The sequence below is a fragment of the Agriterribacter sp. genome, assembly GCF_035497235.1.
Lineage (GTDB): Bacteria > Bacteroidota > Bacteroidia > Chitinophagales > Chitinophagaceae > Agriterribacter.
This window is the reverse complement of record NZ_DATJEB010000031.1, coordinates 90,614-117,320: the sequence shown is the minus strand read 5'-3', so window position 1 is coordinate 117,320 and position 26,707 is coordinate 90,614. Positions and strand designations below refer to the sequence as shown.

The 26,707-nt window shown below is 43.5% G+C and carries 18 protein-coding genes, 1 tRNA gene and 1 pseudogene; 19 read left to right on the top strand and 1 reads right to left on the bottom strand.

The window, feature by feature from the left end:
* The first annotated feature begins 19 nt into the window (after positions 1-19).
* From VL121_RS08820 to VL121_RS08745, 16 genes are all read left to right on the top strand, one after another.
* Positions 20-1,024, top strand: coding sequence for a 2-dehydro-3-deoxygalactonokinase (locus VL121_RS08820; protein WP_325404302.1), 1,005 nt, complete (start codon positions 20-22; stop codon positions 1,022-1,024).
* An 11-nt stretch (positions 1,025-1,035) separates the two neighbouring features.
* Positions 1,036-1,710 (top strand): bifunctional 4-hydroxy-2-oxoglutarate aldolase/2-dehydro-3-deoxy-phosphogluconate aldolase, encoded by a 675-nt coding sequence (locus tag VL121_RS08815; RefSeq protein WP_325404300.1) that lies wholly within the window; start codon positions 1,036-1,038, stop codon positions 1,708-1,710.
* A 2-nt stretch (positions 1,711-1,712) separates the two neighbouring features.
* The gene (locus VL121_RS08810) at positions 1,713-2,693 is read left to right on the top strand and encodes a Gfo/Idh/MocA family protein (protein ID WP_325404298.1); all 981 of its coding nucleotides are present in this window, start codon (positions 1,713-1,715) and stop codon (positions 2,691-2,693) included.
* Between the two features lie 90 nt (positions 2,694-2,783).
* Positions 2,784-3,221, top strand: coding sequence for an RbsD/FucU family protein (locus VL121_RS08805; protein WP_325404296.1), 438 nt, complete (start codon positions 2,784-2,786; stop codon positions 3,219-3,221).
* Positions 3,222-3,302: 81 nt separating this feature from the next.
* The gene (locus tag VL121_RS08800; RefSeq protein ID WP_325404294.1) at positions 3,303-4,853 is read left to right on the top strand and encodes an NPCBM/NEW2 domain-containing protein; all 1,551 of its coding nucleotides are present in this window, start codon (positions 3,303-3,305) and stop codon (positions 4,851-4,853) included.
* 496 nt (positions 4,854-5,349) lie between these two features.
* Entirely contained in the window at positions 5,350-8,493 is a 3,144-nt protein-coding gene (locus VL121_RS08795; protein WP_325404292.1) for a SusC/RagA family TonB-linked outer membrane protein, read from the top strand.
* Between the two features lie 13 nt (positions 8,494-8,506).
* Entirely contained in the window at positions 8,507-10,207 is a 1,701-nt protein-coding gene (locus VL121_RS08790; RefSeq protein ID WP_325404290.1) for a RagB/SusD family nutrient uptake outer membrane protein, read from the top strand.
* Between the two features lie 380 nt (positions 10,208-10,587).
* Positions 10,588-11,490, top strand: a complete 903-nt coding sequence (locus tag VL121_RS08785; RefSeq protein ID WP_325404288.1) for an AraC family transcriptional regulator — start codon at positions 10,588-10,590, stop codon at positions 11,488-11,490.
* A gap of 179 nt (positions 11,491-11,669) precedes the next feature.
* The gene (locus tag VL121_RS08780) at positions 11,670-14,798 is read left to right on the top strand and encodes a SusC/RagA family TonB-linked outer membrane protein (RefSeq protein WP_325404286.1); all 3,129 of its coding nucleotides are present in this window, start codon (positions 11,670-11,672) and stop codon (positions 14,796-14,798) included.
* A 10-nt stretch (positions 14,799-14,808) separates the two neighbouring features.
* Entirely contained in the window at positions 14,809-16,578 is a 1,770-nt protein-coding gene (locus VL121_RS08775; RefSeq protein ID WP_325404284.1) for a RagB/SusD family nutrient uptake outer membrane protein, read from the top strand.
* A gap of 70 nt (positions 16,579-16,648) precedes the next feature.
* The gene (locus VL121_RS08770) at positions 16,649-18,262 is read left to right on the top strand and encodes a ThuA domain-containing protein (RefSeq protein WP_325404282.1); all 1,614 of its coding nucleotides are present in this window, start codon (positions 16,649-16,651) and stop codon (positions 18,260-18,262) included.
* Positions 18,263-18,334: 72 nt separating this feature from the next.
* Complete coding sequence (locus VL121_RS08765) at positions 18,335-20,644, top strand: alpha/beta hydrolase family protein (RefSeq protein WP_325404280.1); 2,310 nt, start codon at positions 18,335-18,337, stop codon at positions 20,642-20,644.
* An 18-nt stretch (positions 20,645-20,662) separates the two neighbouring features.
* Positions 20,663-22,027: a Gfo/Idh/MocA family protein gene (locus VL121_RS08760; protein WP_325404278.1), complete on the top strand. Its 1,365-nt coding sequence runs from the start codon at positions 20,663-20,665 to the stop codon at positions 22,025-22,027.
* Positions 22,028-22,062: 35 nt separating this feature from the next.
* Entirely contained in the window at positions 22,063-22,923 is an 861-nt protein-coding gene (locus tag VL121_RS08755; protein WP_226804976.1) for an SDR family NAD(P)-dependent oxidoreductase, read from the top strand.
* A 42-nt stretch (positions 22,924-22,965) separates the two neighbouring features.
* Positions 22,966-24,270: an MFS transporter gene (locus VL121_RS08750; protein ID WP_325404275.1), complete on the top strand. Its 1,305-nt coding sequence runs from the start codon at positions 22,966-22,968 to the stop codon at positions 24,268-24,270.
* Positions 24,271-24,400: 130 nt separating this feature from the next.
* A complete protein-coding gene (locus VL121_RS08745; protein WP_325404273.1) occupies positions 24,401-24,778 on the top strand; it encodes an SRPBCC family protein in 378 nt (125 codons plus the stop codon).
* Positions 24,779-24,825: 47 nt separating this feature from the next.
* Here the strand turns inward: VL121_RS08745 and VL121_RS08740 are convergent.
* Positions 24,826-24,896, bottom strand: a tRNA-Gln gene (locus VL121_RS08740).
* An 84-nt stretch (positions 24,897-24,980) separates the two neighbouring features.
* Between VL121_RS08740 and VL121_RS08735 the strand changes: the two genes are divergently transcribed.
* The 3 genes and pseudogenes from VL121_RS08735 (at position 24,981) to VL121_RS08725 (ending at position 26,644) form a co-directional block, all read left to right on the top strand.
* Positions 24,981-25,391, top strand: coding sequence for a PfkB family carbohydrate kinase (locus tag VL121_RS08735; RefSeq protein WP_325404271.1), 411 nt, complete (start codon positions 24,981-24,983; stop codon positions 25,389-25,391).
* 32 nt (positions 25,392-25,423) lie between these two features.
* Positions 25,424-25,612: pseudogene (locus VL121_RS08730) on the top strand (hypothetical protein); the annotation flags it as partial.
* Between the two features lie 51 nt (positions 25,613-25,663).
* Positions 25,664-26,644, top strand: coding sequence for a YVTN family beta-propeller repeat protein (locus tag VL121_RS08725; RefSeq protein WP_325404269.1), 981 nt, complete (start codon positions 25,664-25,666; stop codon positions 26,642-26,644).
* Positions 26,645-26,707 lie beyond the last annotated feature (63 nt).

Here is a 26,707-nt window from a genome sequence, read left to right as displayed (position 1 = left end):
TAAAGAACCAGGAGATATTATGCAACAATACACAAAAGCCAATGCATTTCTTAGCTGTGACTGGGGCACTTCATCCTTTCGTTTAAAGATTTTTGACTCTGCTAACAGGACTACGCTGGCAGAGGAGATAACAGATAAAGGTTGTGCTGCTGTTTTTAATGAATGGCGGAGAAAAGAGAATGGAACTCAACGTGAAACCTGTTACCTGCTATACCTGAAAGAAACGTTGGCAAGGCTCAGCCAAAAAACAGGGATGGTTTTAAAAGATATGGATATTGTTATTTCCGGCATGGCGGGTTCTTCTATCGGTGTATACGAACTACCCTATGCGCCACTACCTTTCCCGGTAGACGGATCGGTAGCTGAGACCAGGTGGTTACCCGAAAATGGAATAATGGATAATAATATCCTATTGATTTCCGGAGTTGCAACAGACAATGATCTTATGCGTGGCGAAGAGGCCCAATTGATAGGAATTGCGGAAATGATGGATGATAAAGTAGCCGCAGAAGAACAAAATATATATCTCTTTCCTGGTACACATAGTAAACACATCACTGTAACGTATAAACAAATCCTTGATTTCAAAACTTTCATGACGGGAGAACTCTTCGGGTTGTTATTAAATCACGGATTGCTTTCCGGCTCAGTAGCTGCTCCCGAAAGTAGCGGGATGGGAACAAATGAAATTGCTGCATTTCATAGTGGTGTAGAAAAGTCTTTCCGGGCGGAGCTGTTACAAAACCTTTTTTCAGTTCGTGTAAATGATATGAAAAAATATTATTCCAAGGCATTAAATGGCTTTTATCTAAGCGGTTTGATGATCGGGGCAGAGCTAAAACATATCAGCAATAACACAAGAGCGCATTATACAATTTGTGGAAATCGTAAACTTGGAAATCTATATTATTCCGCATTTCAGTTTCTCGGGCTTACTGAACAGGTAACACTGCTTACGGAAGAACAATCCGAAAACGCCGCAGCCATAGGGCAATCTGTCATTCTTCAAAATATAAAGCTATAACTTAACCGGCCATGGCAGAAGATGAATTTTCGTGGATAAAATTTAAGACAATGCCCCTGGTGGGTATTATGCGAAATATTAACCCGGCGCATACGGAGGATATTCTGAAAGCCTTTTATGCGTCTGGCTTAACCACAGTTGAATTAACAATGAATTCTCCGGGCTTTGAGAAAAGTTTGCAGCTTGGTCTGTCATTATTTAAAGGGAAGTTGAATATAGGCGCCGGAACGGTGTGCACAAAATCTGATCTGGAGAGAGCGCTTAAGTCCGGCGCCCAATTCATTGTTACGCCGATTGTTGATGAAGATGTAATAAAAACCTGCAGAGAAAAGGGGATACCCGTATTTCCAGGCGCCTATACTCCAACGGAAATATATACCGCATGGAAGCTTGGCGCTGATATGGTAAAAGTTTTTCCGGCTACTGCACAGGCTATTGAATATATACGGGCGATAAAAGGTCCTTTTCCCGCTATCCGGTTATTACCAACAGGCGGCATTCATTCGGGCAATTGCATAGATTTTTTGAACGCCGGAGCAGCGGGACTGGGCATAGGCAGCAGCCTGTTTAATACTTCTGTCATTAATGAAGGGTATAACAAACTTGAAGAACATTTCGGTGTCTTTGCCGAACGAATCAGGAGCTATTTAATGGCATCACATGAACCATCACTCAGAAAAAGGTAGATATGAAAGTACGCGTTTGCATTATCGGAAATGGAAGCTTTGCATGCAACGTTCATTACCCGTCACTACGCTCTTTTAACGAAGTGGAAATTGTTGGAATAATGGCCTTCAATAAAGAACGCCTGGAAAAAACAGCTCAACGCTTTAGTATTCCGGAGAAATGCATTTTCCCCGTTTCGTCTGTTACCGGTTACCAGGCTGTTCTTCAGCAGCTAAAGCCGGATGCAGTATATGCTATCGGACCTCCGGAGCATATGTTTGATGTGTGGGTTTGGTGCCTTGAAAATCGCTTCCATCTTTTTATTGAAAAGCCTATGGGCTTAACATTGCACCAGGCAGAAATACTTGCCGGTTTGGCTGCCGTAAACAACTGCATCACGCAGGTTTCTCTTCAGCGGCGAAATATGCCGCTGCTGCAAAAGATGAAACAAGAATGCCATAAAAAAGGGCCGCTTACGCATGCGCTGGTAACATTCAATAAGTGTGCATTAACCCCGATGAAAAGCGCAAGGGACAGGATGCACGATGATTTTATTCATTGCATAGATACAGCGCGATGGCTTATGGATGGTGAAGTGGTGAAAACAGAGTCTTATTGCCGGCATATAGGCGTTGACGATATAAACTGGATAAGTGCGCATTTATACTTTGATAATGGTAATACCTGTCATACAATAGGTAACTGGAGTTCGGGCAGAAGGATTTTCAGCGTGCAGATGCATGCACCGGGAATTTGTGCGGAAGTGGAACCAGAAGTGGAAGGCCGGGTGTATGCCGATGGTGATACAATTGGTAAGCATTATAAGCGTATAGACGTAGCCGGTAGTGAAGAACTATTTATATATGGAGGATTCAGGGAAAAAAACAGGGAATTTATATATTCTGTATTAAAAGGAAAAGATGGAACTTCCTCGCCTTTTAGGGATGCCCTAAAAACAATGAAGATATGTGAGATCATATTAGCGCAGGCAATGCTAAGATAGATATTCCACCGCCCACGGCAGGCCGCCCCGGCTGGTGTCCCAACAGCCGGCGACAATTTGAAAATGAACCCTGAGAACTAAAATAAGATTATGCTGAAATCAACGATATTACACCCGGAGTTGCTTTACGGACTGTCACTATGCGGGCATGGATCGAAGATACTCATTGCCGATGCCAACTTTCCTGTTACAACAAAAACACCTGCTACAGCAAAGAAAATATTTCTGAACATCGCGCCGGGATTGGTGGATGCAACCACTATATTAAAGTTGCTCATGGAAATCATTCCCATAGAGTCTGCAGCGATAATGACAACGCCCGATCTGGTGGAGCAACCTATACATACAGTATACAAATCTCTGTTAACACCGGCTATTCCTGTTACCGGTTTTAAACGAATGGAATTTTATCAGTATGCAGAAAGTAAAGATACTTACCTGGCAATAGCCACAGGAGAAACCAGAAGATTTGCCAACCTGTTGTTAACGGTTGGTGTAATAAAACCAGGTATTTCTACAGCGCCTTAGCAACAAATGAAAACACTTTGAATATTTATATAATGCCATCTTTAATTTGCATCTTTAATTTTACAAAACCGTTTTACTAATATGCGTTATTTATTATTCCTTGTTAGCATATCCGCTATTGTATTGTTGCATAGCTGTTCGTTGCCTGATGCTTCGCAAAAAGCTCCGGACAATATTGTTGCCGGTTACCAAAGGAGAGATATGGACGATATTGTAACTGTTAAAGACAGTATTATTGATGCAAAGAAAATCGGTATCGTTGTTATAGATATGTGGAACTTTCATTGGTGCAAAACCTCGGCGGCCAGGGTAGCAGCAATGGTGCCACGCATGAACCAATGCCTGGAGGAGGCAAGGAAGTTAGGCATGCAGGTGTTTTTTTGCCCAACAGATGTGGTAAATAACTACGTAGGATACCCGCAGCGTGAAAAGGCGATAGCTGCTGCTCAGGTGCCACTACCTCCACCTTTGAATATTGAATGTCCGCATCCGGGCGGGGGAGGGTGCATGTGTGGCGCCGACAAATGTATAACCAACTATGGCTGGACGGGTATGGCAGGTGACCTGATCATAAAAGAGTCCGATATATTATCTTCCGGTCCGCAGGAACTATACAACGTTTGCAAAGAAAAAGGCATTACAGAATTGTGGTACATGGGGGTACATACCAATAACTGCGTGCTGGGCAAACCTGAAGGTATGCGTAATATGATGAATTATGGACTGAAATGTGTGTTGATAAGAGATCTTCAGGATCCGGAAACATCATATGACCCGGCTATGGGCATAACACCTGATGGTAACAATGCCAAGGTGGTAAAACATTTTGAAAAATTTCTTGCGCCCAGTATTAATATGGGTGAAATGCTGAAAAAAAACGGGCTATGGAATGAAAACCAGCCTGTAGACCCAGTTCGTATTACGCCCTGGGGTAAAGTGGAACGACCGCACCAGTTTCGCGACTCTGTTATTGTAACCCTGTCTGCTCCGCTGAACGAAGGCGCTGATATCCGGTATACTGTTGATGGCTCAGAACCGGGATTAGAGTCGGCTTTATACGAAAAACCTTTTGCTATCGTAAAAAGTACCAGGTTGAGGAGCAGTGCATTCAAAAATGGGAAGGTAGTTTGTATAGAGAGTGTTGGACAATTTGAACGATTGCCCGCTACGCCTCCCCAACCAGATGTAAAATTAACAGACATGGAAACCATGGTCATGAATCGCAACAGCCGCCGCCCGGTATACAACAAGTCTTTTCACGGAACTTCTTTGAGCATTCATAAGCAAACATTTGAAAATGGAATTGCTACACTCGCGCCATCCTTCCTTACATATAATCTCAAACCAGAATACATCCGCTTCACTGCGCAATGTGGTATTGATGACTTTACCGGCACAGACAATATGGGTAGAGAACTGGCGAAATTTCCCAGTGTAATTTTCAAAATATTTATAGATGGCAAACTGGCAGCAGAAAGCCCGGTGATGCGTAATGCACAATGGCCCTGGAGTTTTGATATTCCCATTCCGGAAGGCAGTCGCATCATCAACCTTGTGGCCACTGATGCAGGAGACGGCAGCTTTTATGATTATGCCAATTGGGTAAATACAGGGTTCATCACCCGCAGGTAAATGATGCTCACTAACACGAGCGGCGCGTAACTGTAATGTTACCAGATCTGTAACAATATATCTAAAAGGAGCATCCGATTTGCAGGGCATAGATTATAGATAGGGAGGGTTGTTGGGACATCAAGCTCCCTGCAATTGCTGAAGATAGTTGCAGTAAAAGCACATTAGGAGAATTATTTACTCCCTCTAAAATATCCTGCCGTTGGTGTATCGGCAAATTAATTATGCAACATAATATTTTGATAATTCCTGTTAACGGTTGATGTAATAAAGCCTGACATTAACATAGCAGTATAATATTGATAAAATACATTTGAGCATTTATATACAGCAGGCATATTATATCAACATATTCGAATCAAAAGATAATATAGAGGAGCTATCCCCTTGCAGAGCTGGTTAATATTGATCTACTAAAATAGATCTTTATATGAGCCAAAAACTAATTTCATTCAGATTACGAGGCGGGATGCGTATCATCGTCACCCCGCTACTGATGCTACTTCTCTTACTGCTATTGACATTACAGGTTGAGGCGGCAAACAAGAAAAATATTGGTACGCGTGCCAATATTAACGCAATAACCATTCGTGGAACAGTTACCGACAAAGAAGGAAATGCACTTGCCGGAGTGAATGTAAATATAAAAGGCACCACTAAAGGAACAGTAACGAATAATATTGGACAGTTCACTTTGCCCGGTGTTCCGGAAGATGCAACACTGGTTTTTTCTTTTATAGGATACCAAAGTGCAGAGACAATAGTAGGCGGCAAAACCGAAATGTCAATAGTCCTGCTCCGCGGATCACAAACGATGGAAGAAGTAGTTGTGATGGGATATGGTAAACAAAAGAAAAAGCTGGTTACAGGAGCTACTGTTGAAATTAAGGGCGATGATATTCAAAAAAGGGCGGCGATAACGCCACTTGCAGCTATCCAGGGACAGGCGCCCGGCGTAAGCATCACTTCTACCGGGGGACAACCGGGCAGTGGTTTTCGCGTAAATATAAGAGGCGCTGGCACGGTAGGTGAAACTACTCCGCTTTATATAGTAGATGGTGTGCAGACCTCCGACATCAGTTATTTGAACAACAATGATATTGCTTCGATAGATATATTGAAAGATGCCGCTTCTGCTGCTATTTACGGCGCCAGAGCCGCCAACGGGGTAATTATGATTACAACCAAAACAGGCAGCGCAGGATTTTCACAAATTTCCTTCGATTCTTATTATGGCATTCAGAACGCTTCTAAAAAAATAAAAGTATTGGGCGGAAAGGACTATATGAATATGATCAATGAAATGTATAGCAATTCTAACCTAACCCCTATTTACACCAATGAAACAACCAATACAAAAATTCTCAGCGATGCAGGCGGTGGAACAAACTGGATGGATTTATTTTTGTCTAAAAATGTTCCTATGCAAAACTATAACCTCAGCGGGCAGGGGGGTACTGAGCAATCTGTTTATGCAATGTCCTTGTCTTATACACAACAGGGAGGTATAATTGGCGGAGCAGACCTGGCTAACTACAAAAGGATCACTTTCCGCATAAATACAGAGCACAAGCTGTATAAAGATATTTTGAAAATAGGGCAGCACCTGTCTTATTCCAATGCTACCAATATAGGAGCGGGTTACCCGATTGTTTCAGCAATTCGTGTTCCATCCATTATTCCTAATTTAAGCCCTGATGACCCTTCAAGATTTTATTATAATAATGTTCCTGCCAGCGGGGGAGATAATATTTATGGATTTTGGTCTACGGAGATAACAAATCCGTATGGATCTATGCTGAACAGCAGCTATAACCGCAACAGGGTGAACAAAGTTATAGGAGATGTTTATTTTGATGTAAAGCTTATGGGTAACCTTCACTTTAAAACAATGCTCACCCTTGATTATTCCGGCGGACGCAGCAGAAGCTATCAGGCAGTACAACCTAATTTGAGTGCAAACAATAATGCTAAAACCGCCGTATCACAGGTGTCGCAATCTTCTTCAGAAAGCATAAGCCTTGGCTCTGAAAATATATTGACTTATGCCACGACAATTAATAGTGATCATAAATTTGATGTCCTTGCCGGGATGTCGGCGCTTAAAACAAATACTGAATACCTGAGCGCTTCTAATAAAAATCTTTTGTATACAGGGTATGAGTATGCATGGCTGAATAATGCTACAGGAACCGCAAGCGGCGGTACCATGTCAATGAGCGGATACCCGGGAGAAGATGCTTTATTGTCTTATTTCGGACGCATTAATTATGATTATAAAGGAACTTACCTGGCAACAATTATCCTGCGCTCCGATGGGTCATCAAGGTTTGATCAATCTCATCGCCGGGGATATTTTCCTTCATTTTCTGCAGGCTGGAATATTTCGAACGAATCATTCATGGAACCTGCATCTTCGTGGCTGCCCTATTTGAAAGTAAGGGGAAGCTGGGGACAGAACGGGAATATGAATATTCCCCCTTATTACTATTTAGCATTGGTAGGGTCTAATTTCCCATATTCTTTTGGCGATGATGGAAATGCTGCCGTGGGAGCAGCTTTAACAAATCTCGGGAATGCATCTTTACATTGGGAAAAAGCACAATCTACCAATATTGGATTTGACGCCCGGTTACTGAAAGGACAGTTGGGTTTTACTTTTGACTGGTATCATCGCGAAACAAAAGACTGGCTGGTACGCGCAAACATACCCAGTATATATGGAGTGGGCGCGCCTTATATTAACGGAGGGAATGTAATAAACAGGGGAATGGAAATGGCTCTGAATTATTCCGGTGGCAACACAAAATCGTTTAGCTATAATATCTCCGCAAACATTGCATTCAATAAAAATAAAGTAAGTGCCATTCCCACTCAGGATGGAATATTACATGGTGGCAGTGGAACATTGTACGCCAATTCAGTTGAAGTAACACGCTCTCAAAATGGATATCCGCTTGGCTTTTTCTGGGGGCTGACTACTGACGGGTTATTTCAGTCTGCAGAAGAGGTACAGAACTATAAAGGCACTGGTGGAAATCCTATACAGCCTAATGCCCAGCCGGGAGACCTACGGTATGTAGACAGGAATGGCGATGGAGCAATCAATGCTTTGGACAAAACGATGATTGGTGACGGACATCCTGATGCAATCTTTGGGCTAACCTTTTCTTTCGCTTATAAAGGGTTCGACCTGTATGTTGCTACTAATGGCGTTGCAGGAAATCAAATCCTGCAGAACTATATTGATGCCAATAGAAACTACTGGAATATGACCCAGGACCTGTATGATGACCGCTGGCACGGAGCGGGCACTTCCAATAAATATCCGCGCATAGATGCACAAAACTCAAACTGGATTAACTTCTCGGATGTATTTCTTTACAAAGGCGACTATGTTAAGATCAACAATGTTACACTGGGATATGACCTGGCAAAACATATCCTTAAGACAAATAAAATAAGCCAGCTCAGGCTATATATTACCGGGCAGAATCTCTACAATTTTACTTCCTATAATGGAATGGATCCTGAAATCGGTACCGGCAGCAATGGTGTTGATCAAAGTGAGATTGGCCGGGATTCAGGGATGTATCCACACGCCAGAACAATATTGTTTGGTCTTAGTGTTAAATTTTAAAACATTATCAATTATGAAATTGCTCAAAATAGTACTGTCAGCGTGCTTTTCAATACTTTTATTGTCCAACTGCAGCGATAAGTTTCTGGACATTTATCCCGTAGACAGAAAAACGGAAGCCACTTTTTTTAAAACACAGGAAGAAGTTTATCAAACACTGGTTGGGTGCTACCAGGGCATGAACCGGTGGCTTAACAACGGAGGTAACTGGGTATATCCTATTGTGTCGGATATTATGTCGGACGATGCAGCCGGCGGAGCAGGAAAATCCGACTATCTCCTTCCCCAGGCGCTCGACCGCTTTGATCTGGGCATTGCACCGGCAGAGGCCAATATATACAGCGCCATGTGGGCCGATGCTTTTACAACCATCAACAGGTGTAATACTTTCCTGAAAAAAATTGATGAATTTCCCTGGGATGATAATAGCGCATATGCAATGGGAAAATATATGTCTAAAGCGGCCAGTGAAGGAGAAGTGCGTTTTATCAGGGCATACATATATTTCTGCTCCATGCAAATGTGGGGTCATCTTCCATTAATTACAGAAACAACAGAAGATGCGGGTCTGGAAGCACAGTCCGACCCTAAGCTCATTTATGAATTGATTGTAAATGACCTGAAAAAAGCTATAGGATTGCTTCAGCCATCTTTCCCGGGTGATGCCGGCGGACGTGTTACCAAATACGCTGCAGAGGGGCTGCTGGCGCGGGTTTATTTGTTCTACACCGGTTATTACGGTAAAACACAAGCTGAACTGCCGAGGGTAAATAAAGCAGAATTATTGACATATATGAATGGTGTGATCACTGAATCAGAAGTGAAGGGGTATCTCAACGATATCATACAAAACGCTGATCATGATCTTGTGGATGATTATATATCGCTTTGGCCCGCCGGTGCAGCGGCTGCAGGCATAGGATATGCCGGAGAGTATAATAAGGAAGTGATATTTGCTATTAAACATGGCTATGTAAATGGTACTTCCATGAACTGGGTTTCGGATATGGGTGCCCGTGGGTATATCATGCCGCCATATGGCAGAGGTTGGGGTTTTGATATTGGAAATAAATATTTGTGGGATTCATGGGATCCTAATGACCCCCGCAGAGATGCTTCTTTAATGAATGTCAATGAGGAGCATAATCTTTTTAACGATGCCGATCCGTATGACGATGCGGAAGCAGGACGTGATGTCCGCGAATATCAAAGTTTATTCCTGAAAAAATACCTGAGAGAAACGGATGGCAATGGTAATGAAGTATACGGATCATATGTAGGGAATCCCAGTTCTATGTCGAGCTATACAGACTATATCGTTATTCGCTATGCGGATGTGTTGCTGATGGCTGCAGAGCTGGGCATTGATGCACAAGCGAACTTTGATAAAGTATACCATAGAGCATACGGAAGTAGTGCACCTGCTAAACCGGCTACCCTGGAAAATATTATGGAAGAACGCCATCATGAATTTGTTGGAGAAGCGATCAGGTATTGGGATTTATTAAGAATGGGTTTGGAACATGCGGCAGATGCGATCAAAATTGATGCACCGGGTATCCCGGTAGTAAATGGAGCCCTGATTTATGGCTCTACCAATATTGTTATTAAACGTGAGCAGGTAATGGCAACCTATGGTTTAAGCCAAATTCCGGAACAGCAGATTTCTTTATCTAATGGAAAACTTGTACAAAACGAAGGGTGGTCAAAATAATTTTCTAAAAGCTTTTTACACAATATATGGGGCTGGTCTTTTTGATCAGCCCCAACTTTTTTAGGGATGTCCGTCTTATAAACCCCTGTAAAGCGTTTTGCAGAGCTGTTCCGCAAATTTGTAACAGGCTTTCCTGTATACTTTAAAAATAGAACCACAATAAGGAAAACGATTTTTAATTAAAATATTACTTTGCTTCCATAATCCTATTACATAAAATGTAGTTATAACTTATTGTAAATCAATTTATAAACTGATAATTAATTAGACAAGATAAAAAAAATGTAAATAAAATGCTGTAAATAACATCTAAAGTTTGTATTTTAGGAAATCGTTTTCCTAATTTTATAATATTTCAACTGCTTAAAATCTTTTACGTCATGTTACAAGTATTGAAACCCTCCTTTAAGCAAATCTTTTTTAATACCAGTAGCTGCTTTCATCTAAAGGTTGACAGGGGGGATAAACTGTACAGGGGGATGCATTATCATCCTGAAACTGAGCTTATCTTAATAAGACGATCAAAGGGAACAAGAATTATAGGCAGTTCTGTAGAATTATTTGGAGATAATGACCTGATGCTGATAGGATCTAATATTCCGCACGGTTTTTTACATGATGAAGAAACGTTGAATACAGATAACCCCGCTCCGGAAGCATTGGTAGTGCAGTTCGGAGAAAACTTCTTAGGCAGGGAATTTTTAAAACTTCCGGAATTGAAAGATGTACACGAGCTGTTTATTAAATCACAGAACGGTATATGTATAACAGAGGAGGGGAAAGCAAATATTATTCCCCTGATGGAAAGAATGTTCAGCGCTTCATCATTGGATGCTATCATTATTTTACTTGAAATATTAAAACAGCTCATATCAAAAAACAATTCCCGGGAACTTATTCACAGCAACAGGCTTAACAACGATATCAACTGCACAAATGATCATCGTTTTAATGATGTTTTACATTATACTTATTCCAATTTCGATGAACATATCAGCATAGAAAAAGTAGCGCGTATAGCACACCTCACAAGAGAATCATTCTGCCGCTATTTCAAGGCGCTGGCAAATAAAACATACATTGAATTTTTAACTGAATACAGGATTAACAAAGCCTGCCAGATGATCAGGAACGGAGACAGGTCTATGAAAGAAATTGGCTATGCCTGCGGCTTTGACAGCCTTTCTAATTTTTATTATCAATTCAAAAGGATCATAAAATTAAGCCCGCTTGAATTCAGCAGGCATTGCATGGAAGCGACAAAAGGTAAAGAGACCGCTTAATTGCTTTTACTTGTTTTTATCCCGGAACATATGGGCAAAACACCATCATGTTGAAAACAGATGTTCATTTTTTGTAGGAAAATCTGCAGGTAAGGATAATATACAGGAATTTCTCTTACTGAAATGTTGAGATTTTTGCTAAACAATGCTTTGAATATTTCAATGCTAAAATTATTGCCATGAGAACGATAACAAATTGCCTGCGGAGAAGTTTCCTCCTCTCATCTTATAAAAACTTGCCGGTGTTGAGGATGCTTTTTGTATTGTATTTTTTTTCTATTTCCCTATCTTCTTTAGCAAATCATAGATACCTGGCTAATGCAGACTTTACCATTACAGGAAAAGTAACGGACAGTACCGGTAGTCCTGTACAGGGTGTAAGCGTGAAAATAGAAGGATCCGAAAAAGGAACATTTACCAATAACGCCGGACTTTTTAAGTTGTTACATGTTCCGGCAAATGCAGTGATCGTCTTCAGTCATGTGAACTTTAAAGAAGAAACCGTACCGCTAAATGGAAATACCAACCTGGTTGTTTCATTAAAAAGCAATAACACCAGCCTGGCAGATGTGGTAGTGGTAGGTTATGGAACGCAGAAAAAAGCAACAGCAACCGGGGCTATTAGTATGGTGAAGGGTGAAGTATTACAGCAGTCGCCTGCCGTAAACTTTACCAATACCCTGGCGGGCCGGTTACCGGGCCTGGTGGCAATAAACACTTCCGGCGAACCGGGTAATGATAATGCCACTATACGTATCCGTGGTGCAAATACCTTAGGTGATAATGCTGCATTAATAGTGGTGGATGGAATAGTAGGAAGGGATATGGCAAGCATTCGCCCCGAAGATGTGGAAAGTGTAACTGTTTTAAAAGATGCTTCAAGCGCAATTTATGGTGCCCGCGCAGCTAACGGGGTAATACTTATTACCACCAAGCGTGGTAAAACAGGCAAGCCTGAAATTACAGCCAATGTAAATTATGGCATCAGCTCGCCTACCGTAATACCCGAAATGGCTGATGCTGCAACGTATGCAGCTATGATGAACGAAATTGAAACATATGCGGGAAGAGCTCCGATATATACAGACGGGGAAATAGAGAAATTCAGGGATGGATCAGAACCATGGTTATATCCTAATACCAACTGGTTTGATGCTGTGTTCAAGAAAACAACACCTCAAACACGTTCAGATCTTTCTATCAGAGGGGGAACGGAAACGATCAGGTACTTTGTATCTGGTGGCTACAGTTTGCAGGATGCGATCTATAAAAACAGTTCTGCCAGGTTTTCGCAGGCTAATTTCAGGGCCAACCTGGATGCAAATATTTCTACATACATCTCTATCGGAATTGATCTTTCGGGGAGCCAGGAGGACAGGGACTTTGCGGCGAATCCATTCGGATATATGCTTAACCGCAGTAAGCCTATGTTTATTGCAACTTACCCGGGCAACAAACCTGCTGCGGGGTATCAGGCCGGGCAAAGTCCGGTAGTGTTGGTTTCTGATGATCTTGGCTATGACAGACGTAAAAGTTATAATTTCCTGAGTAATGCCAGGCTTAAAATAGACATACCATGGGTGAGTGGATTATCAATCACTACCAACCTTTCATACGATAAAACGATCAATAACGGGAAATTCTGGAGAAAGCCTTACATGTTATATTCCTGGGACCGTGAAACATTTGACGCAAATGGCGAGCCTGTAGTAACCGGGGCTTTGGATGGTCCTTACGCAACCGCAGAACTCAACCAGAATTTTTCTGATGGCTACCGTACTACCTTAAATGCTTTGTTGAACTATAATAAAGTTTTTGGTGATCACCAGGCAAAGTTCCTGGCCGGGGTAGAGAAAATTACCGGCGGATCAATGGACCTCACCGCTTTCAGGCGTGGTTTTGTATCAACAGCGGTAGACCAGATGTTTGCTGGTGGCGATCCTGATAAAAATAATGGCGGGTCTGCCAACGTAAATGCAAGGCTTAACTATTTTGGCCGCATCAATTACGACTTTAAACAAAAATACCTGTTGGAGTTTGTATGGAGATATGATGGCTCTTATATCTTCCCTGATGCAAAACGGTTTGGTTTTTTCCCGGGAGCTAGCGTGGGCTGGATCCTGTCTGAAGAGTCGTTCTGGTCAGGAATAGCTAACATGGTGAACCATTTTAAAATCACCGGATCCTGGGGACAAACCGGTAATGATCGTATTGAGGCTTATCAATACCTCTCCAGTTACAGTTTTGCAAACCGGCCTTTTATTTTTAACGAAACACTGTTAACAAAAGCATTGAATGAACTTCGTATCGCCAACCCCAATATCACGTGGGAAGTTGCGAACCAGACCAATGTTGGGTTAGAAGCGCAATTTTTGAAAGGTGCAGTACAACTCTCGGCCAATTATTTTTATAACCTGCGTAGCAATATCCTTGCATTCAGAAACGCTTCTGTGCCTGCTACCTCAGGTTTGACTTTGCCCCGCGAAAATATTGGACGTGTGGCCAACAGGGGATTTGAGATGGAACTGGCATACAGGGGCAGCAGTGGAAATTTTAATTACAGCGTGTCTGCGAATGCAGCGCTATCCAAAAATAAGATACTGTTCTGGGATGAAACGCCAGGTGTTCCCGAATACCAGCAATCTACCGGCAGACCCATGAACGCCGGGTTATATTATCTTTCAATGGGCGTTTTTAAAACCCAGGAAGATATTGATAAATACCCTCATTGGGCTAATGCCAAACCCGGCGACCTGGTTTTTAAAGATGTAAATGAAGATGGTGCCATTAACGGTTTAGACCTGGTGCGTTATGGAAAAACAGATCTGCCCACATTTACAGGAGGCTTTACCGTGGATTTGTCCTATAAAAATATATTCCTGTCTGCATTATTTCAGGGAGCTGCCGGCGCAGTTAGGAGTTATTCCCTGGAATCAGGCCTGATCGGGAATTTTCTTGCAGATGATGCATATGGCCGCTGGACTCCCGATAATACAAATGCTGATAAACCACGGGCATGGAATACCGGTGGTTATTACTGGACAAACGCAATATCAGGTGGTACATGGGGTATTAATAATACCTACTGGTTAAAAAATAATGATTACTTGCGCCTTAAAACGCTGCAATTGGGTTATAACCTGCCTTCCCAATGGCTTAATAAAATAGGCGCGAACAATGCAACTGTATACTTTACGGGATTGAACCTTCTCACTTTTGCCGGCTTTAAGTCTTTTGACCCTGAAACTGTGGGAACTGTTTATCCATTAAGTAAAGTATACAATTTCGGTATTAAACTAACGCTTTAAAAATATTGCCATGAAAATGAGACTATGGTTTATTGTTACAGTCCTGGCATTGGATGTTACATCCTGTAAAAAGGATTTTCTTGAAACCACCCCTTTAAGCGAATTTTCTTCAGCAGATGTTTGGAAGGATCAATCGCTGTCTACCGCTTTTGTAAACGGAATTTATGCAAGCATTGACCAGAGTATGTGTAAATATATGCTGGCAGTATATTGTGATGAAGCGCACAGGCGGGATAACGCTTCTATCCTGGCATTTAACCGGGGTGAAATGACAGCGGATAATATTATCGGGTGGCAGACCCAACCTACCTGGAATGGTTTGTATTCCAAGATCAGAAGATGTAACCTGTTTTTAGATAACACGGTAGATGCGCCTTTTGATAAAGCCTCTATGGAAGGAGAAGTAAGGTTTCTAAGGGCCTGGTTCTATTATCAGCTTACCAACATGTTTGGAGGCGTACCGTTAGTAAAAAACGCCTATAGTCTTACAGGTGATTTTGCAATTGCAAGGAGCTCATATGCCGAGTGCATTGATTTTATAGCAACCGAACTGGATGCTGCTGCTGCACTGTTACCCGAAGTACAAACCGGCGCTAATAACGGAAGGGCCACAAAAGGGGCCGCTCTTGCATTGAAAGCACGTATATTATTATATGCCGCAAGCGATCTGCATAATGTAGCCGCGTTTCAGGGGTATGCAAAGCCTGAATTACTGGGGTATACCAGTGGCAGCAGAACCGATCGCTGGCGTGCTGCTAAAAATGCTGCTAAAGCTGTAATAGATTTAAACCTCTACAGCCTGCATAAAGCTGAACCAGGGCCTGGTGATTCTATTGCGGGCAACTATACCGAAATCTTCCTGCTGAAGAAGACTTCCGAGGATATCTGGGTGAAGTTTTATACTTCCGGAACCATCTCTAATGACAATAACCTGCCGGTAATGAATGGTCCTAATGGATATGGTGGTCAGGGTAATAATGCTGTATCAGGCAACCTCGTGGATGCTTTTGAGATGAAAGATGGCAGTAGATTTGACTGGAATAATCCCGCTCAGGCTCAATTTCCTTATAATAACAGGGATGCCCGTTTTTATGCCAATGTTTTATATGAAGGAGCTAAATGGGGTACCCGGCCTGCATATTCGACTGACCTGGATCCCTATGGAATTGTACACACAGGTTATTTTGAAAGATGGAACGCTTCCACCAACCAGATGTATATTGAGCCAGGAATTGATAGCAGGAACAGCCCCTTTCAACCGGGTAACAGCGGGCAAACATTGTACCTCTGTAAAAAATTTCTCGATCCCGCCTCTGTTGCTGTAGAGGGTGGCGTGGGCCAGGAAGTTCCCTGGAGGCATTTAAGGTATGCAGAAGTGTTGTTGAATTATGCTGAAGCTTGTTTAGAACTTGAAGAATACGATGAAGCAAGAGATTATATTAATATGATCAGGAAAAGGGCAGGCCAGCCGGAGACCAATGAAACAGGGGATGTATTGAAACAGCGTTACAGAAATGAAAGACGTATTGAATTGATGTATGAAGATCACAGGTTCTTTGATGTCCGGCGCTGGATGATCGCCTCTGAAACCTATGGACCATTTTATAAAGCAAATGTGCTGTACAAATTATTGCCGGATAAAAACACTTCGCCAGTGCCCACTATTAAGCACGAAGTACTGGAAACAAGATCATGGAGTGATAAAGCTTATTTCTTTCCGATATTGAGGAATGAAATGAATAAAAATGATTTATTAATACAGAACCCGGGTTATGAATAATTCTTTAAAACCAATTTTGATTATGCGCTTATTTTATTTAAGACGATGTTTCCGAAGCGGAAAATTATGCATGGCTGCAATAATTTTCATTTTTGGATCAATCACTCCCCCTGCAATGTATGCACAAACTTCAGCCGGTACAGGCAACACGATCACCGTTTCCATGCAGAAAAGAGTTAAAGGCGATGCTGCTGTGGATAATTATGCTATTGTAAATGAAATGCAGCAATGGGATCCGAAGCAAACGGCGATCATCATTTGTGATATGTGGGATAAACACTGGTGTAAAGGCGCTACATCAAGAGTGGCAGAAATGGCGCCAAAGCTAAACGAAGTGCTGACCATAGCGCGCAGCAAAGGCGTTCTGATCGTGCACGCGCCAAGTGATTGCATTGATTATTATAAAAATCACCCGGCAAGGAAAACCGTATTAAAAAATTACGACAAAAAATACGACAAGCTGATTGATAACGCAAATGTGCCTAATGAAAAGGGAGCTACCTGGCCTATTGACCAGTCGGATGAAGGTTGCGATGACATGATACAATGTGCCCAGGGAAAGGCATGGACAAAACAAATTGATGCCATTAAAATAGAAGACAGTGATGCCATCAGTGACTCAGGATCGGAAATTGCTTCCCTGTTTGAAAAAAAGGGAATTAAGAATGTGATCTTATCGGGCGTACACACCAATATGTGCGTAATCGGGCGCACGTTTGGGTTACGCAGCATGGTAAAGTTAGGTAAAAATGTGGTGCTGATGCGCGATATGACCGATGCTATGTACAACTCACGGAGAGCTCCGTATGTAAATCACTTTACCGGTGTACGTTTAGTTGTAGATTATATTGAACAATATGTTTGCCCAACCATATTGTCTACTGATTTTACAGGTAAAAAACAATTGCGCTTTAAAGACGACAAGCGCCCTGTTGTTGCTTTCATAACAGCAGAAGGAGAGTATCATGCCAACCAGACGCTTCCCCGGTTTGCGCATGAGCTTATGCTGCGCGAAGGGGTAAATTGCGAATTTGCTATAGGTAAACCCGCGATGGATGGACCGGGCAGGCATAACCTCGAAAATCTGCAGATACTCCAGGATGCAAGCCTTGCTGTGTTTTTTGTGCGACGTGTTGCACTTGAGCCGCAGAAAATGGATATGATAAAGAACTATATAAAGAGTGGAAAACCTGTACTGGGCATCCGCACGGCAAGCCATTCCTTTGATGCCAAGGGCAATGTTGCGCGTGAAGGCGGCGGCATCAGCCAGTCTAAGGAATCTGTATCAGGATTCCTGGCTCAATGGCCTGAATTTGATGAAGAAATACTGGGCGGTAATTACAAGGGACATTATGGACATTTGGAAGAAAAAACAAAGATCGCTATAGTACCTGGCATGGAAAAACATCCTTTATTAAAAGGCGTGGATCCCAATGGTTTTGGAAGCGTAAGCTGGTTGTATCAGAATCGCCCGCTGCGCTCTGCTGCTGTGCAGGTGCTGCTTACCGGCACTATCCCCAATGAGCCGTCAGAACCTGTGCTTTGGGTAAATCGCACCAAATACAATAACAAAGTGGTATATACCTCGCTGGGACATTGGGAAGACTGGAATATTCCGGATTTTCAGCAGGTTCTCGTAAATAGTATTCATTATTTGCTGAATGATACCGGCAAAAATAAATAACTGTTTTACCCCGGGAAAGCATAACCGAATAAGGAAAAGTGATTAACGCTTTTGGCAGTTACAAGATGTTTTATGAAAAGTTTTTTTCGATATATAGCATGCCTTGTCAGCACACTCGCTGTTCTGCTGCATGGTGTGGCACAGCAAGCCATTCCTTTTGCCAGCACACCCTTAAACGGGAATGAAGATCTATCTGCAAAAATGGTAAATGGTATCAATGATTTCCTGATACAGGAAACAGGAAGAAGAACATTGCAACGGGCATCACGCTGGCAACGCCACTTTAGTTCTGTTGCCGCGTTCGAGCGGTCTATAGCTAAACAAAGAGCTGAATTAAAAACATTACTGGGTGTAACAGATGAAAGAATACAACCGGTACTGCAGATTGCTACACGTAATGACCTGGCTCCGTATACTATTGTTGAAAAAGAATATACCGTCTCCGCTGTGCGGTGGACAGTAATGAACAACCTGTCGGCAGAAGGTATCTTGATAATGCCCGCAAAAAAAGTAAAGGCAAGGGCTATGATTATTCCTGATGCCGGCATCGAACCTGAAGCGCTTGCAGGGATGCTCAAAGGAACAGGTACAGGGAGTGCATCAGTGCTGGCATTAGCAAAAAGCGGAGTAGAAATACTGATACCGGTTCTCATAAACAGGGACTATACTTATTCGGGTAATCCTTCTCTGAATTTGTATACCCAACAACCACACCGGGAATGGATCTACCGTCAGGCTTACGAAATTGGGCGCCATATCATCGGTTATGAATTGCAAAAGATTTTTTCGGGTATTGACTGGCTGGAGAAGAGAAATAAAGAAGATGGCAATAATACACTTGCTGTAGCGGGCTATGGAGAGGGAGGAATGCTTGCCTTGTATGCGGCTGCTTTGGATAGCCGTATCACTGTGTCGCTCGTAAGCGGCTATTTTAATGCGCGGGAACAATTGTGGGAGGAGCCTATTTACCGCAATGTGTTTGGGCTGCTTAACACGTTTGGCGATGCGGAGCTGGCTGTAATGAGTTGGCCGCGCAGGCTTATTATTGAGCATGCAACAGTTTCGCCTGTAAACCATCAAAATGCCGGGGCTGCACCAGGCAAAATAATATCTCCTTCTCTTTCAACGGCAGAAGCGGAATATCGCCGTGCTGTTGCCATCATCCCATCTCAAAACAGGTTGAATTTTATAACAGCGGATCAACAATTTTTTTCTGCACCGGCATTTGTTGCATTTGCAAAAGCAATGAACCTTCCGTTCCTGCCCGGCAAGATATATCATTCACCGGCAAATCAACTATCTGCAAATTGGATCAAAATTCCGCAACGGCAGGAAAGGCAGGTGAGGGAGATGACACAATGTACACAACAGGAACTTTCTGTATGCGAGCGAACGCGCAACCGCGATTTTTGGCAAACGTTGAAAGGCTCTCCTGAAGAGCAGGCTACTATTAAAGAACAACAAAGAGAACGTTTCCGGAATGTGCTGGGTAAAATACCTGCGCCATCGGGTAGCTTCAATACCAAAGCCCGTGTGTACCAGGAAACGGCAAAATGGATAAGTTATGAAATCACCCTGGACGTTTTTGGTTCGGAGGTATTTGCCTGGGGAATACTAACTGTGCCGAAAGGTATCAGGCCGGGTGAAAAAAGGCCGGTTGTTGTATGTCAGCATGGTCTGGAAGGATTGCCTTCTGATGTGGTAAATACAGATTCGACCCAAAAGAATTACAGTGTTTATAAGGGTTTCGCTACCCGTCTGGCGGAAAGAGGGTACATTACTTTTGCGCCGCATAATCCATACCGGGGCCAAGATAAATTCAGAGTAATTCAACGCAAGGCTAATCCAATAGGACTCACCCTTTTCTCAGTCATCATCAGCCAGCACCAGCGGATTGTGGAATGGTTGCAGGAGCTTTCTTTTGCAGATGCTGAAAAAATAGCGTTTTACGGAATTTCATACGGAGGTAAAACAGCTATGCGTGTCCCGGCTGTTGTTAAAGGATATTGTTTATCCATTTGCTCGGCCGATTTTAATGAATGGGTTCGCAAAGTTGCTACTACGGAACATGCATTTGGTTATGTATATACCGGTGAATATGATATGCCTGAATGGGACCTGGGCCACACTTTCAATTATGCAGAAATGGCAGCATTAATAGCGCCGCGACCCTTTATGGTAGAGCGGGGATATTTTGATGGGGTGGGCGCAGATGAATGGGTGAGTTATGAATTCGGAAAAGTACAACGCTATTACGATTTGCAGGGGCTTGATACATTGGTTGCCATAGAACACTTTACAGGGCCACACAGTATCAATGGTAAAGCAACTTTTGAATTCCTGGATAAGCATTTAAAAAAACAGCCGGGTACAAATTTTTAATCTTTAAATAAATATAGTATGCATAGACGCAGTTTCATCCATCACATGTCGTTGGGAGCAGCAGGTATTGCGCTGCAACCATCTTTTGCAAACACCCCAAAAAATGCTGCGGCCAATAAGCTTGTGCTCTCGCTCATTGGTTGCGGCGGACGGGGATTAAGTGTGCTTTCAGGAATAGTTGCTGTTAGCGATGATATAGAAGTAAAATATCTCTGCGATGTAAATGAAACCCTGGAAGGCATTAAAACAGCTATTGACAAATACAGTAAAGCCCAGGGTTATGCGCCGAAGTTTACAGGCAATATGAAACAGGTATTTGATGATAAAGATGTGGATGCTGTTATAATTGCCACGCCGGAGCATTGGCATACACTGGCAACCATTTGGGCGCTCCAGGCAGGCAAGCATGTGTTCGTGGAAAAGAATCCAACCCTTTCCATCTGGGAGGGAAGGAAGATGGTTGAAGCCGCAACAAAATACGGGAAAGTAGTGCAGGTTGGCTTTGAGAACAGGAGCGCTACATATGCATTTACCGCAAGAGATTATATAAAAAGCGGGAAGCTGGGCAATATTGTGCATGTAAAATGTTACAATATGCTGGGAGGGGGCAAGTGGATGCCTGAAGCTGATACGTCAGTACCCAAAGGTTTGAACTGGGATGCATGGCTTGGCCCGGCAAAAAAAGTGCCTTATAATCCTAACCGCCATAGCATGACCAGCAGGGGCGGATGGCTTGATTTCTGGGATTATGGCGGTGGCGCTTTATCTGACGATGCCAGCCATGTGATGGATCTTGCACGGCTTGCCCTTGGAGATCCGGGGCATCCAAAATCTGTATACTGCAGTGGAGGCAATATCGCGTTTCATTCTGAGAAAGAAACGCCCGAATTTCTGAATATTACTTACGACTGGGGAAATGGATTTGCGATGACCTGTGAGAGTGGCAATTTCACGCCTTACATGCAAAAAGTGCCGGGAGAGATACGGTTTTCCAAAACCCAATTTCCTTTTTGGCCGCAAACTTCCACCCGCATAGAGATATACGGAACAGAACGGCTGATGTACCTGGGACGCCACGGCGGCGGATGGCAGGTAATGGAAAAAGACGGCAAAGTAGTGGACTCGCATAAAGATATTTTCCCTGATGTATTTCACCATCAAAACTTCGTTGAGGCGATACGGTTAGGCAAACCCGCTAATGGGAATGTACTGCAGGGGCATCTGAGCGCTTCACTCGTGCACCTGGCAGATATCTGCTACCGCACGGGCAACAAACAGTTGTTCTTCGATCATCAAAGCGAACGTTTTACCAATAGTGAAGCGGCAAATAAATTATTAAAGGGCAATTACCGGGCGCCTTATGCGGTTCCCGAAAAGGTATAAAATTTACGGGGCTATAGTACTCATCCCCGGTGCTGATGAAAAAAGTACCGGACGATGAACGGAGCGATGCAACGAAAGATCAATCTGTGTTGCTGTTGCCGGTAACCCCAAAGCATTCAATTATCCAACAGAAAATAAATGATCAACAATTAATGGATATACAAAACAAGGTTGCCATTATAACCGGTGGCACACATGGCATAGGAGCAGCAACAGCGCTTGCATTGGCCGGACGCGGTGCGGCGGTGGCGCTCGTGGCAAGGAATACAGCAGATAATGATATTCAGCAAAAAATTGAAGCGCTGGGTGCTTCGTGTATGATGATTGCTGCCGACCTGGGCAGGGAAGACGAATGTATAAGGGTTGTGGAAGAAGTGGAAAAACAATGGGGGCGCATAGATATACTGGTGCATAGTGCGGGTGCGGCGGCCCCGGGCAGTTTGCTGGATGGGGCAAGAGCGGTATGGTACCAGGCCTTTGATGTGCATATACATGCTGCTTTCCATTTGTGCAGGGCGGCCGTTTCCTATATGAAGCTGCAGAAAGAAGGAGCTATTGTGTTAATATCCTCTGCTGCAGGTTTGCGCGGTGTAAAAAATGCATTAGCCTATGCTGTGGTTAAAGGAGCTATTCCGCAAATGACCAGGGCGCTGGCATTGGAACTGTGCGATGACAATATTAGTGTTAACTGTGTTTCGCCGGGCGTAATACGAACGCGTTTCCAGGATCACCTCAAGCCAGAGCAGGTAAAAAATAATATTGACAACAGGATACCGTTGCACAGGGAAGGCACTCCGGAAGATGTTGCGGATGTTATTTGCACATTGGTACAAAATAAGTTTATTACCGGAGAAAATATAGTGGTAGACGGGGGGATGACGATGCGCATCGTATAATAAGAAACAGATTTTTTATAAAAGCGTATATTTTCAAAGCGCATGAACGATAATTCCCTCATACAACGAACTACCACCCGGCCTTTGCGCATGCGCTGGCTCATGCTGAGCTTTGCATTTGTTGCAACGGTATTGAACTATGTAGACCGCCTTGCCTTTAATTATCTTAGTGCGGGCGAGCCGCTCAGATCAATGATACCGAATGATTATTTTGGCTACATTGCTACGGCATTTTTTGTAGCTTATATGGTTTCTAACCTCGTGTCGGGCTTTGTGATAGACAGGTTGGGAACACGGCTTGGCTATACGCTGTGTATGGCCTTTTGGACCACGGCTTCTTTGCTGCATGCTGTTGCACGGGTGCCGTTTCATTTTGGGATATTCAGGTTCCTGTTAGGGATAGGTGAAGCCGGCAATTGGCCTGCCGCAATTAAATTAACAAGCGAATGGTTTACCCCCGAAGAACGCTCTACGGCTACCGGCATTTTTAACAGTGGCGCCGCTATCGGAGCGGTAGTGGCCCCGCCGCTGATTGCCTGGCTGGGCATGCATTACGGCTGGCAGCTTACTTTTGTTATTATCGGGTGCATTGGCTATATATGGGTGGCTGCTTTCTGGTTCACTTACTATACACCTGAAAGAGCGCTCAAAGCATCCAAAGCTCCCCGCATTCCGCCGTTAAAACTTATCAAAACGCGTTTTGTGGGGTGGTTCACTTTCTCCAAGATCTTCATGGATCCGGTTTGGTATTTCATCACTTTCTGGATCGGCAGGTACCTGGTAGATGTGCATCACTGGGGATTAGAAAAGATTGGCTGGTTTGCCATGTTTCCTTTTATTGTTTCAGATATAGGTAATATCCTGGGCGGACTCTTCACGCAATTCATTATCCGCAAAGGCATACCGGTTCCAAGAGCGAGAAAAATAGCAGTAGGGCTTTTTGGCAGTATACTGGCTTTCACACTTATTCTCGGGCCATTGGTTATTTCGGGTCCTGCTACCGCATTAATAGTATTGAGTATTGCCGGCTTTGGATATGCTGCTTATACAGCCAATACCATGGCTTTTCCGGCAGATGTGGTGCCGCTGAATGCCACCGCTTCTGTATGGGGTGTGGCAAGCGTAGGAGCGGGATTGGGCGGCGCAATCTTCCAGACGCTCTCTGGTATTACCATTGAACATTTCTCCAAAACACATGGTTACACCTTTGCCTACAATAGTGTTTTTATCGGTTACGGCATAATGGCGCTGATGGCAGTGTTCATTGTTATTTTTTTAATGGGACCGCTGCAACAAAATAAAGCGCTGCAGCAAATAGCAGAGTCCCAACCAGATAAGCAGGAATAATTTCCGGGATAAATAATAATACCATTGCAATTGGATGGGTATTGATGCAGCCTGGCGTATATAACCCCCAAAAACAACGATTTTAACAATTTGCCGCCTGGCAGTACTTTTGCATCTAAACCATACCGTATTGAAAGCGTTTAAAAAATATTATATCATTCCCGCTCTGCCCGAAGAAGTATACAACGCATTAACCAATCCTTTGGCTATAAGGCTATGGACGGGCGAACCGGCTACCATGTCTGCCGAACCTGGTTCGGCATTTTCGTTGTGGGGCGACAGTATTGAAGGAAAGAACCTTGAATTTATACCGGATAAAAAAATAGTGCAGCAATGGTATTTTGGCGACCAGGAAGAAGCTTCCATCGTTACCATTATATTGCATCCTCATGCGCACGGAACCTCGGTGGAGTTAAAGCACAGCAACATTCCCGACAGTGAATTTGATGATATTACGGAGGGTTGGAATAACATGTATTTCAAATCACTCCACGAATTTTTTGAATAAAAAAACCTTGCAAACAGTTAATTTGCAAGGTTTACATTCTGTATAAGTTGCCCGACCTGGATTCGAACCAAGACACTCAGATCCAGAAACTGATGTACTACCCTTATACTATCGGGCAATGATGCTATAGCAAAAAGTCACAGGGCGGCAAAACTACAACTTTTCATTTATTTTCCTGCTATTTTTGAGATAAAAAGGGGAATTGTATAAAATTGCGGGAACTGTATCCCATACAGGAGTAAGGCATGCAGGTAGTTATTTTCTATATTGTATCCTGGTTGCCGTTAAAATTACAGAAGCCGGTATCATTGTTTTACAGCTCGAAATACCGGTGGAAACGGTTTGTGAAGTAATGGTGTTTGCACAGGCTAATCAGAAAAGAGTCATTCTCAATCCCGTCTCTGCCCGTGAATTACCCAATGAAATTTTCAGTGGACTTTTTTTATTAGCGCCGAATAGGATGGAGGCGGAAATGCTCTCCGGAGCAGAAGATCAGTCTATAGAAGCAGCCGTACGGTTTGCTACCAGGGCAGCAGCCATTGCTGTTAGTGGAAAGAGTGTCCAGGCATCAGTGCCTTACAGGAGGGAGATGGGAGAAGAGAGGGGTGAGTAGTCAGTGGTCAGTAGTGAGTTACAACCACAAAGGATGGCAAGTTCCGGGCTTTTAATAAAAGCAACGGAAAATTGTTATGGGAAACCACCTTACCTGCGCCTGGTTTTGATACCCCTGCTATATATGCGGTAAATGGGAAGCAATTTATAGTAATTGCCTGCGGCGGTGGCAAGCTCGGCACAGCTTCCGGTGACGCCTATGTGGCTTTTGCATTGCCATAGCATTTAATTTGTATCTTGGAATAAACTGTTTATTCCTTCAATACTTCTGCCATGCAAACAAAAATCACGCTTGCTGTATTAACATATTTAATATGCTGCTGCAATACTAAAGGACAACAGGCGGCAACAGGCTCCTTATTCGTATTAAATAAAGCTGATAATACAATGGCAATTGCCGACCCTGCCACATTAAAAGTGGTAGCCACGGTGCCTACCGGCGAAGGTCCGCATGAAATGACGGTATCCGCTGATGGTAAACTGGCCTTTGTAGCTAATTATGGCGGGCAAACGCACGGACACAGCCTTTCGGTTATTGACATTGCTGCACGAAAAGAGATCCGGAGGGTTGAGCTGGGCCCTTTGCTGCGGCCTCACGGTATTGAAGCAAAAAATGGTAAAGTATATTTTATTTCAGAGCTTACCCGCACAGTGGGTCGCTATGATTTTGCCGCTGATACAATTGACTGGCTCACGGGTACCGGGCAGGATGGCGGGCATATGCTGGTACTAACGCCTGATGGTAAACGAATGTATACAGCAAACAGGGTATCCCATACCGTTACTTCCATTGACATTGGCACACCCGCATCGCCGGGGGCCATTATCCAGGTTGCAACAGGAAGCAAACCGGAAGGGATTGACGTTTCACCTGATGGCAGGGAAGTATGGGTGGGCAATACGGGTGATGGAACCATTGATATTATAGACGTGGCGTCCAATACCATAAAGCAAAGCTTCGCGGTTGGAAAAGTGCCTATCCGCGTTAAATTTACGCCCGATGGCAAAAGGGTACTGGTGTCCGATAATAGCGCCGGGGAACTGATTGTTATAGACGCCGCTGCACGCAAAGTGATCAAACGGGTTAAGGCGGAGGGAGCGCCAGTGGGCATATTAATTGTTCCGGATGGCAAAAAGGCTTTTGTTGCACGCAGCGGAGCGGGTATAGTAAGTGTTTTTGATTTGGGTACGCTAACATTCGCCGGCGATATCAAAACTGGTAATGCTCCCGATGGCATGGCATGGGTGAAGTAATTTGAGATTTTCACGCAAAGTCCGTAAAGGGAATCGCCGCGTTCGCCGCGTGGAGCCTTTAAC

What these genes read in the sequence shown, in the direction of transcription:
- VL121_RS08725 (WP_325404269.1), top strand. Translation starts at nt 25,664, where the DNA reads ATGCAAACAAAAATCACGCTTGCTGTATTAACATATTTAATATGCTGC.
- VL121_RS08795 (WP_325404292.1), top strand. Translation starts at nt 5,350, where the DNA reads ATGCTACTTCTCTTACTGCTATTGACATTACAGGTTGAGGCGGCAAAC.
- VL121_RS08805 (WP_325404296.1), top strand. Translation starts at nt 2,784, where the DNA reads ATGCTGAAATCAACGATATTACACCCGGAGTTGCTTTACGGACTGTCA.
- VL121_RS08780 (WP_325404286.1), top strand. Translation starts at nt 11,670, where the DNA reads ATGAGAACGATAACAAATTGCCTGCGGAGAAGTTTCCTCCTCTCATCT.
- VL121_RS08800 (WP_325404294.1), top strand. Translation starts at nt 3,303, where the DNA reads ATGCGTTATTTATTATTCCTTGTTAGCATATCCGCTATTGTATTGTTG.
- VL121_RS08760 (WP_325404278.1), top strand. Translation starts at nt 20,663, where the DNA reads ATGCATAGACGCAGTTTCATCCATCACATGTCGTTGGGAGCAGCAGGT.
- VL121_RS08785 (WP_325404288.1), top strand. Translation starts at nt 10,588, where the DNA reads ATGTTACAAGTATTGAAACCCTCCTTTAAGCAAATCTTTTTTAATACC.
- VL121_RS08755 (WP_226804976.1), top strand. Translation starts at nt 22,063, where the DNA reads ATGAAAAAAGTACCGGACGATGAACGGAGCGATGCAACGAAAGATCAA.
- VL121_RS08770 (WP_325404282.1), top strand. Translation starts at nt 16,649, where the DNA reads ATGGCTGCAATAATTTTCATTTTTGGATCAATCACTCCCCCTGCAATG.
- VL121_RS08815 (WP_325404300.1), top strand. Translation starts at nt 1,036, where the DNA reads ATGGCAGAAGATGAATTTTCGTGGATAAAATTTAAGACAATGCCCCTG.
- VL121_RS08765 (WP_325404280.1), top strand. Translation starts at nt 18,335, where the DNA reads ATGAAAAGTTTTTTTCGATATATAGCATGCCTTGTCAGCACACTCGCT.
- VL121_RS08810 (WP_325404298.1), top strand. Translation starts at nt 1,713, where the DNA reads ATGAAAGTACGCGTTTGCATTATCGGAAATGGAAGCTTTGCATGCAAC.
- VL121_RS08750 (WP_325404275.1), top strand. Translation starts at nt 22,966, where the DNA reads ATGAACGATAATTCCCTCATACAACGAACTACCACCCGGCCTTTGCGC.
- VL121_RS08775 (WP_325404284.1), top strand. Translation starts at nt 14,809, where the DNA reads ATGAAAATGAGACTATGGTTTATTGTTACAGTCCTGGCATTGGATGTT.
- VL121_RS08820 (WP_325404302.1), top strand. Translation starts at nt 20, where the DNA reads ATGCAACAATACACAAAAGCCAATGCATTTCTTAGCTGTGACTGGGGC.
- VL121_RS08790 (WP_325404290.1), top strand. Translation starts at nt 8,507, where the DNA reads ATGAAATTGCTCAAAATAGTACTGTCAGCGTGCTTTTCAATACTTTTA.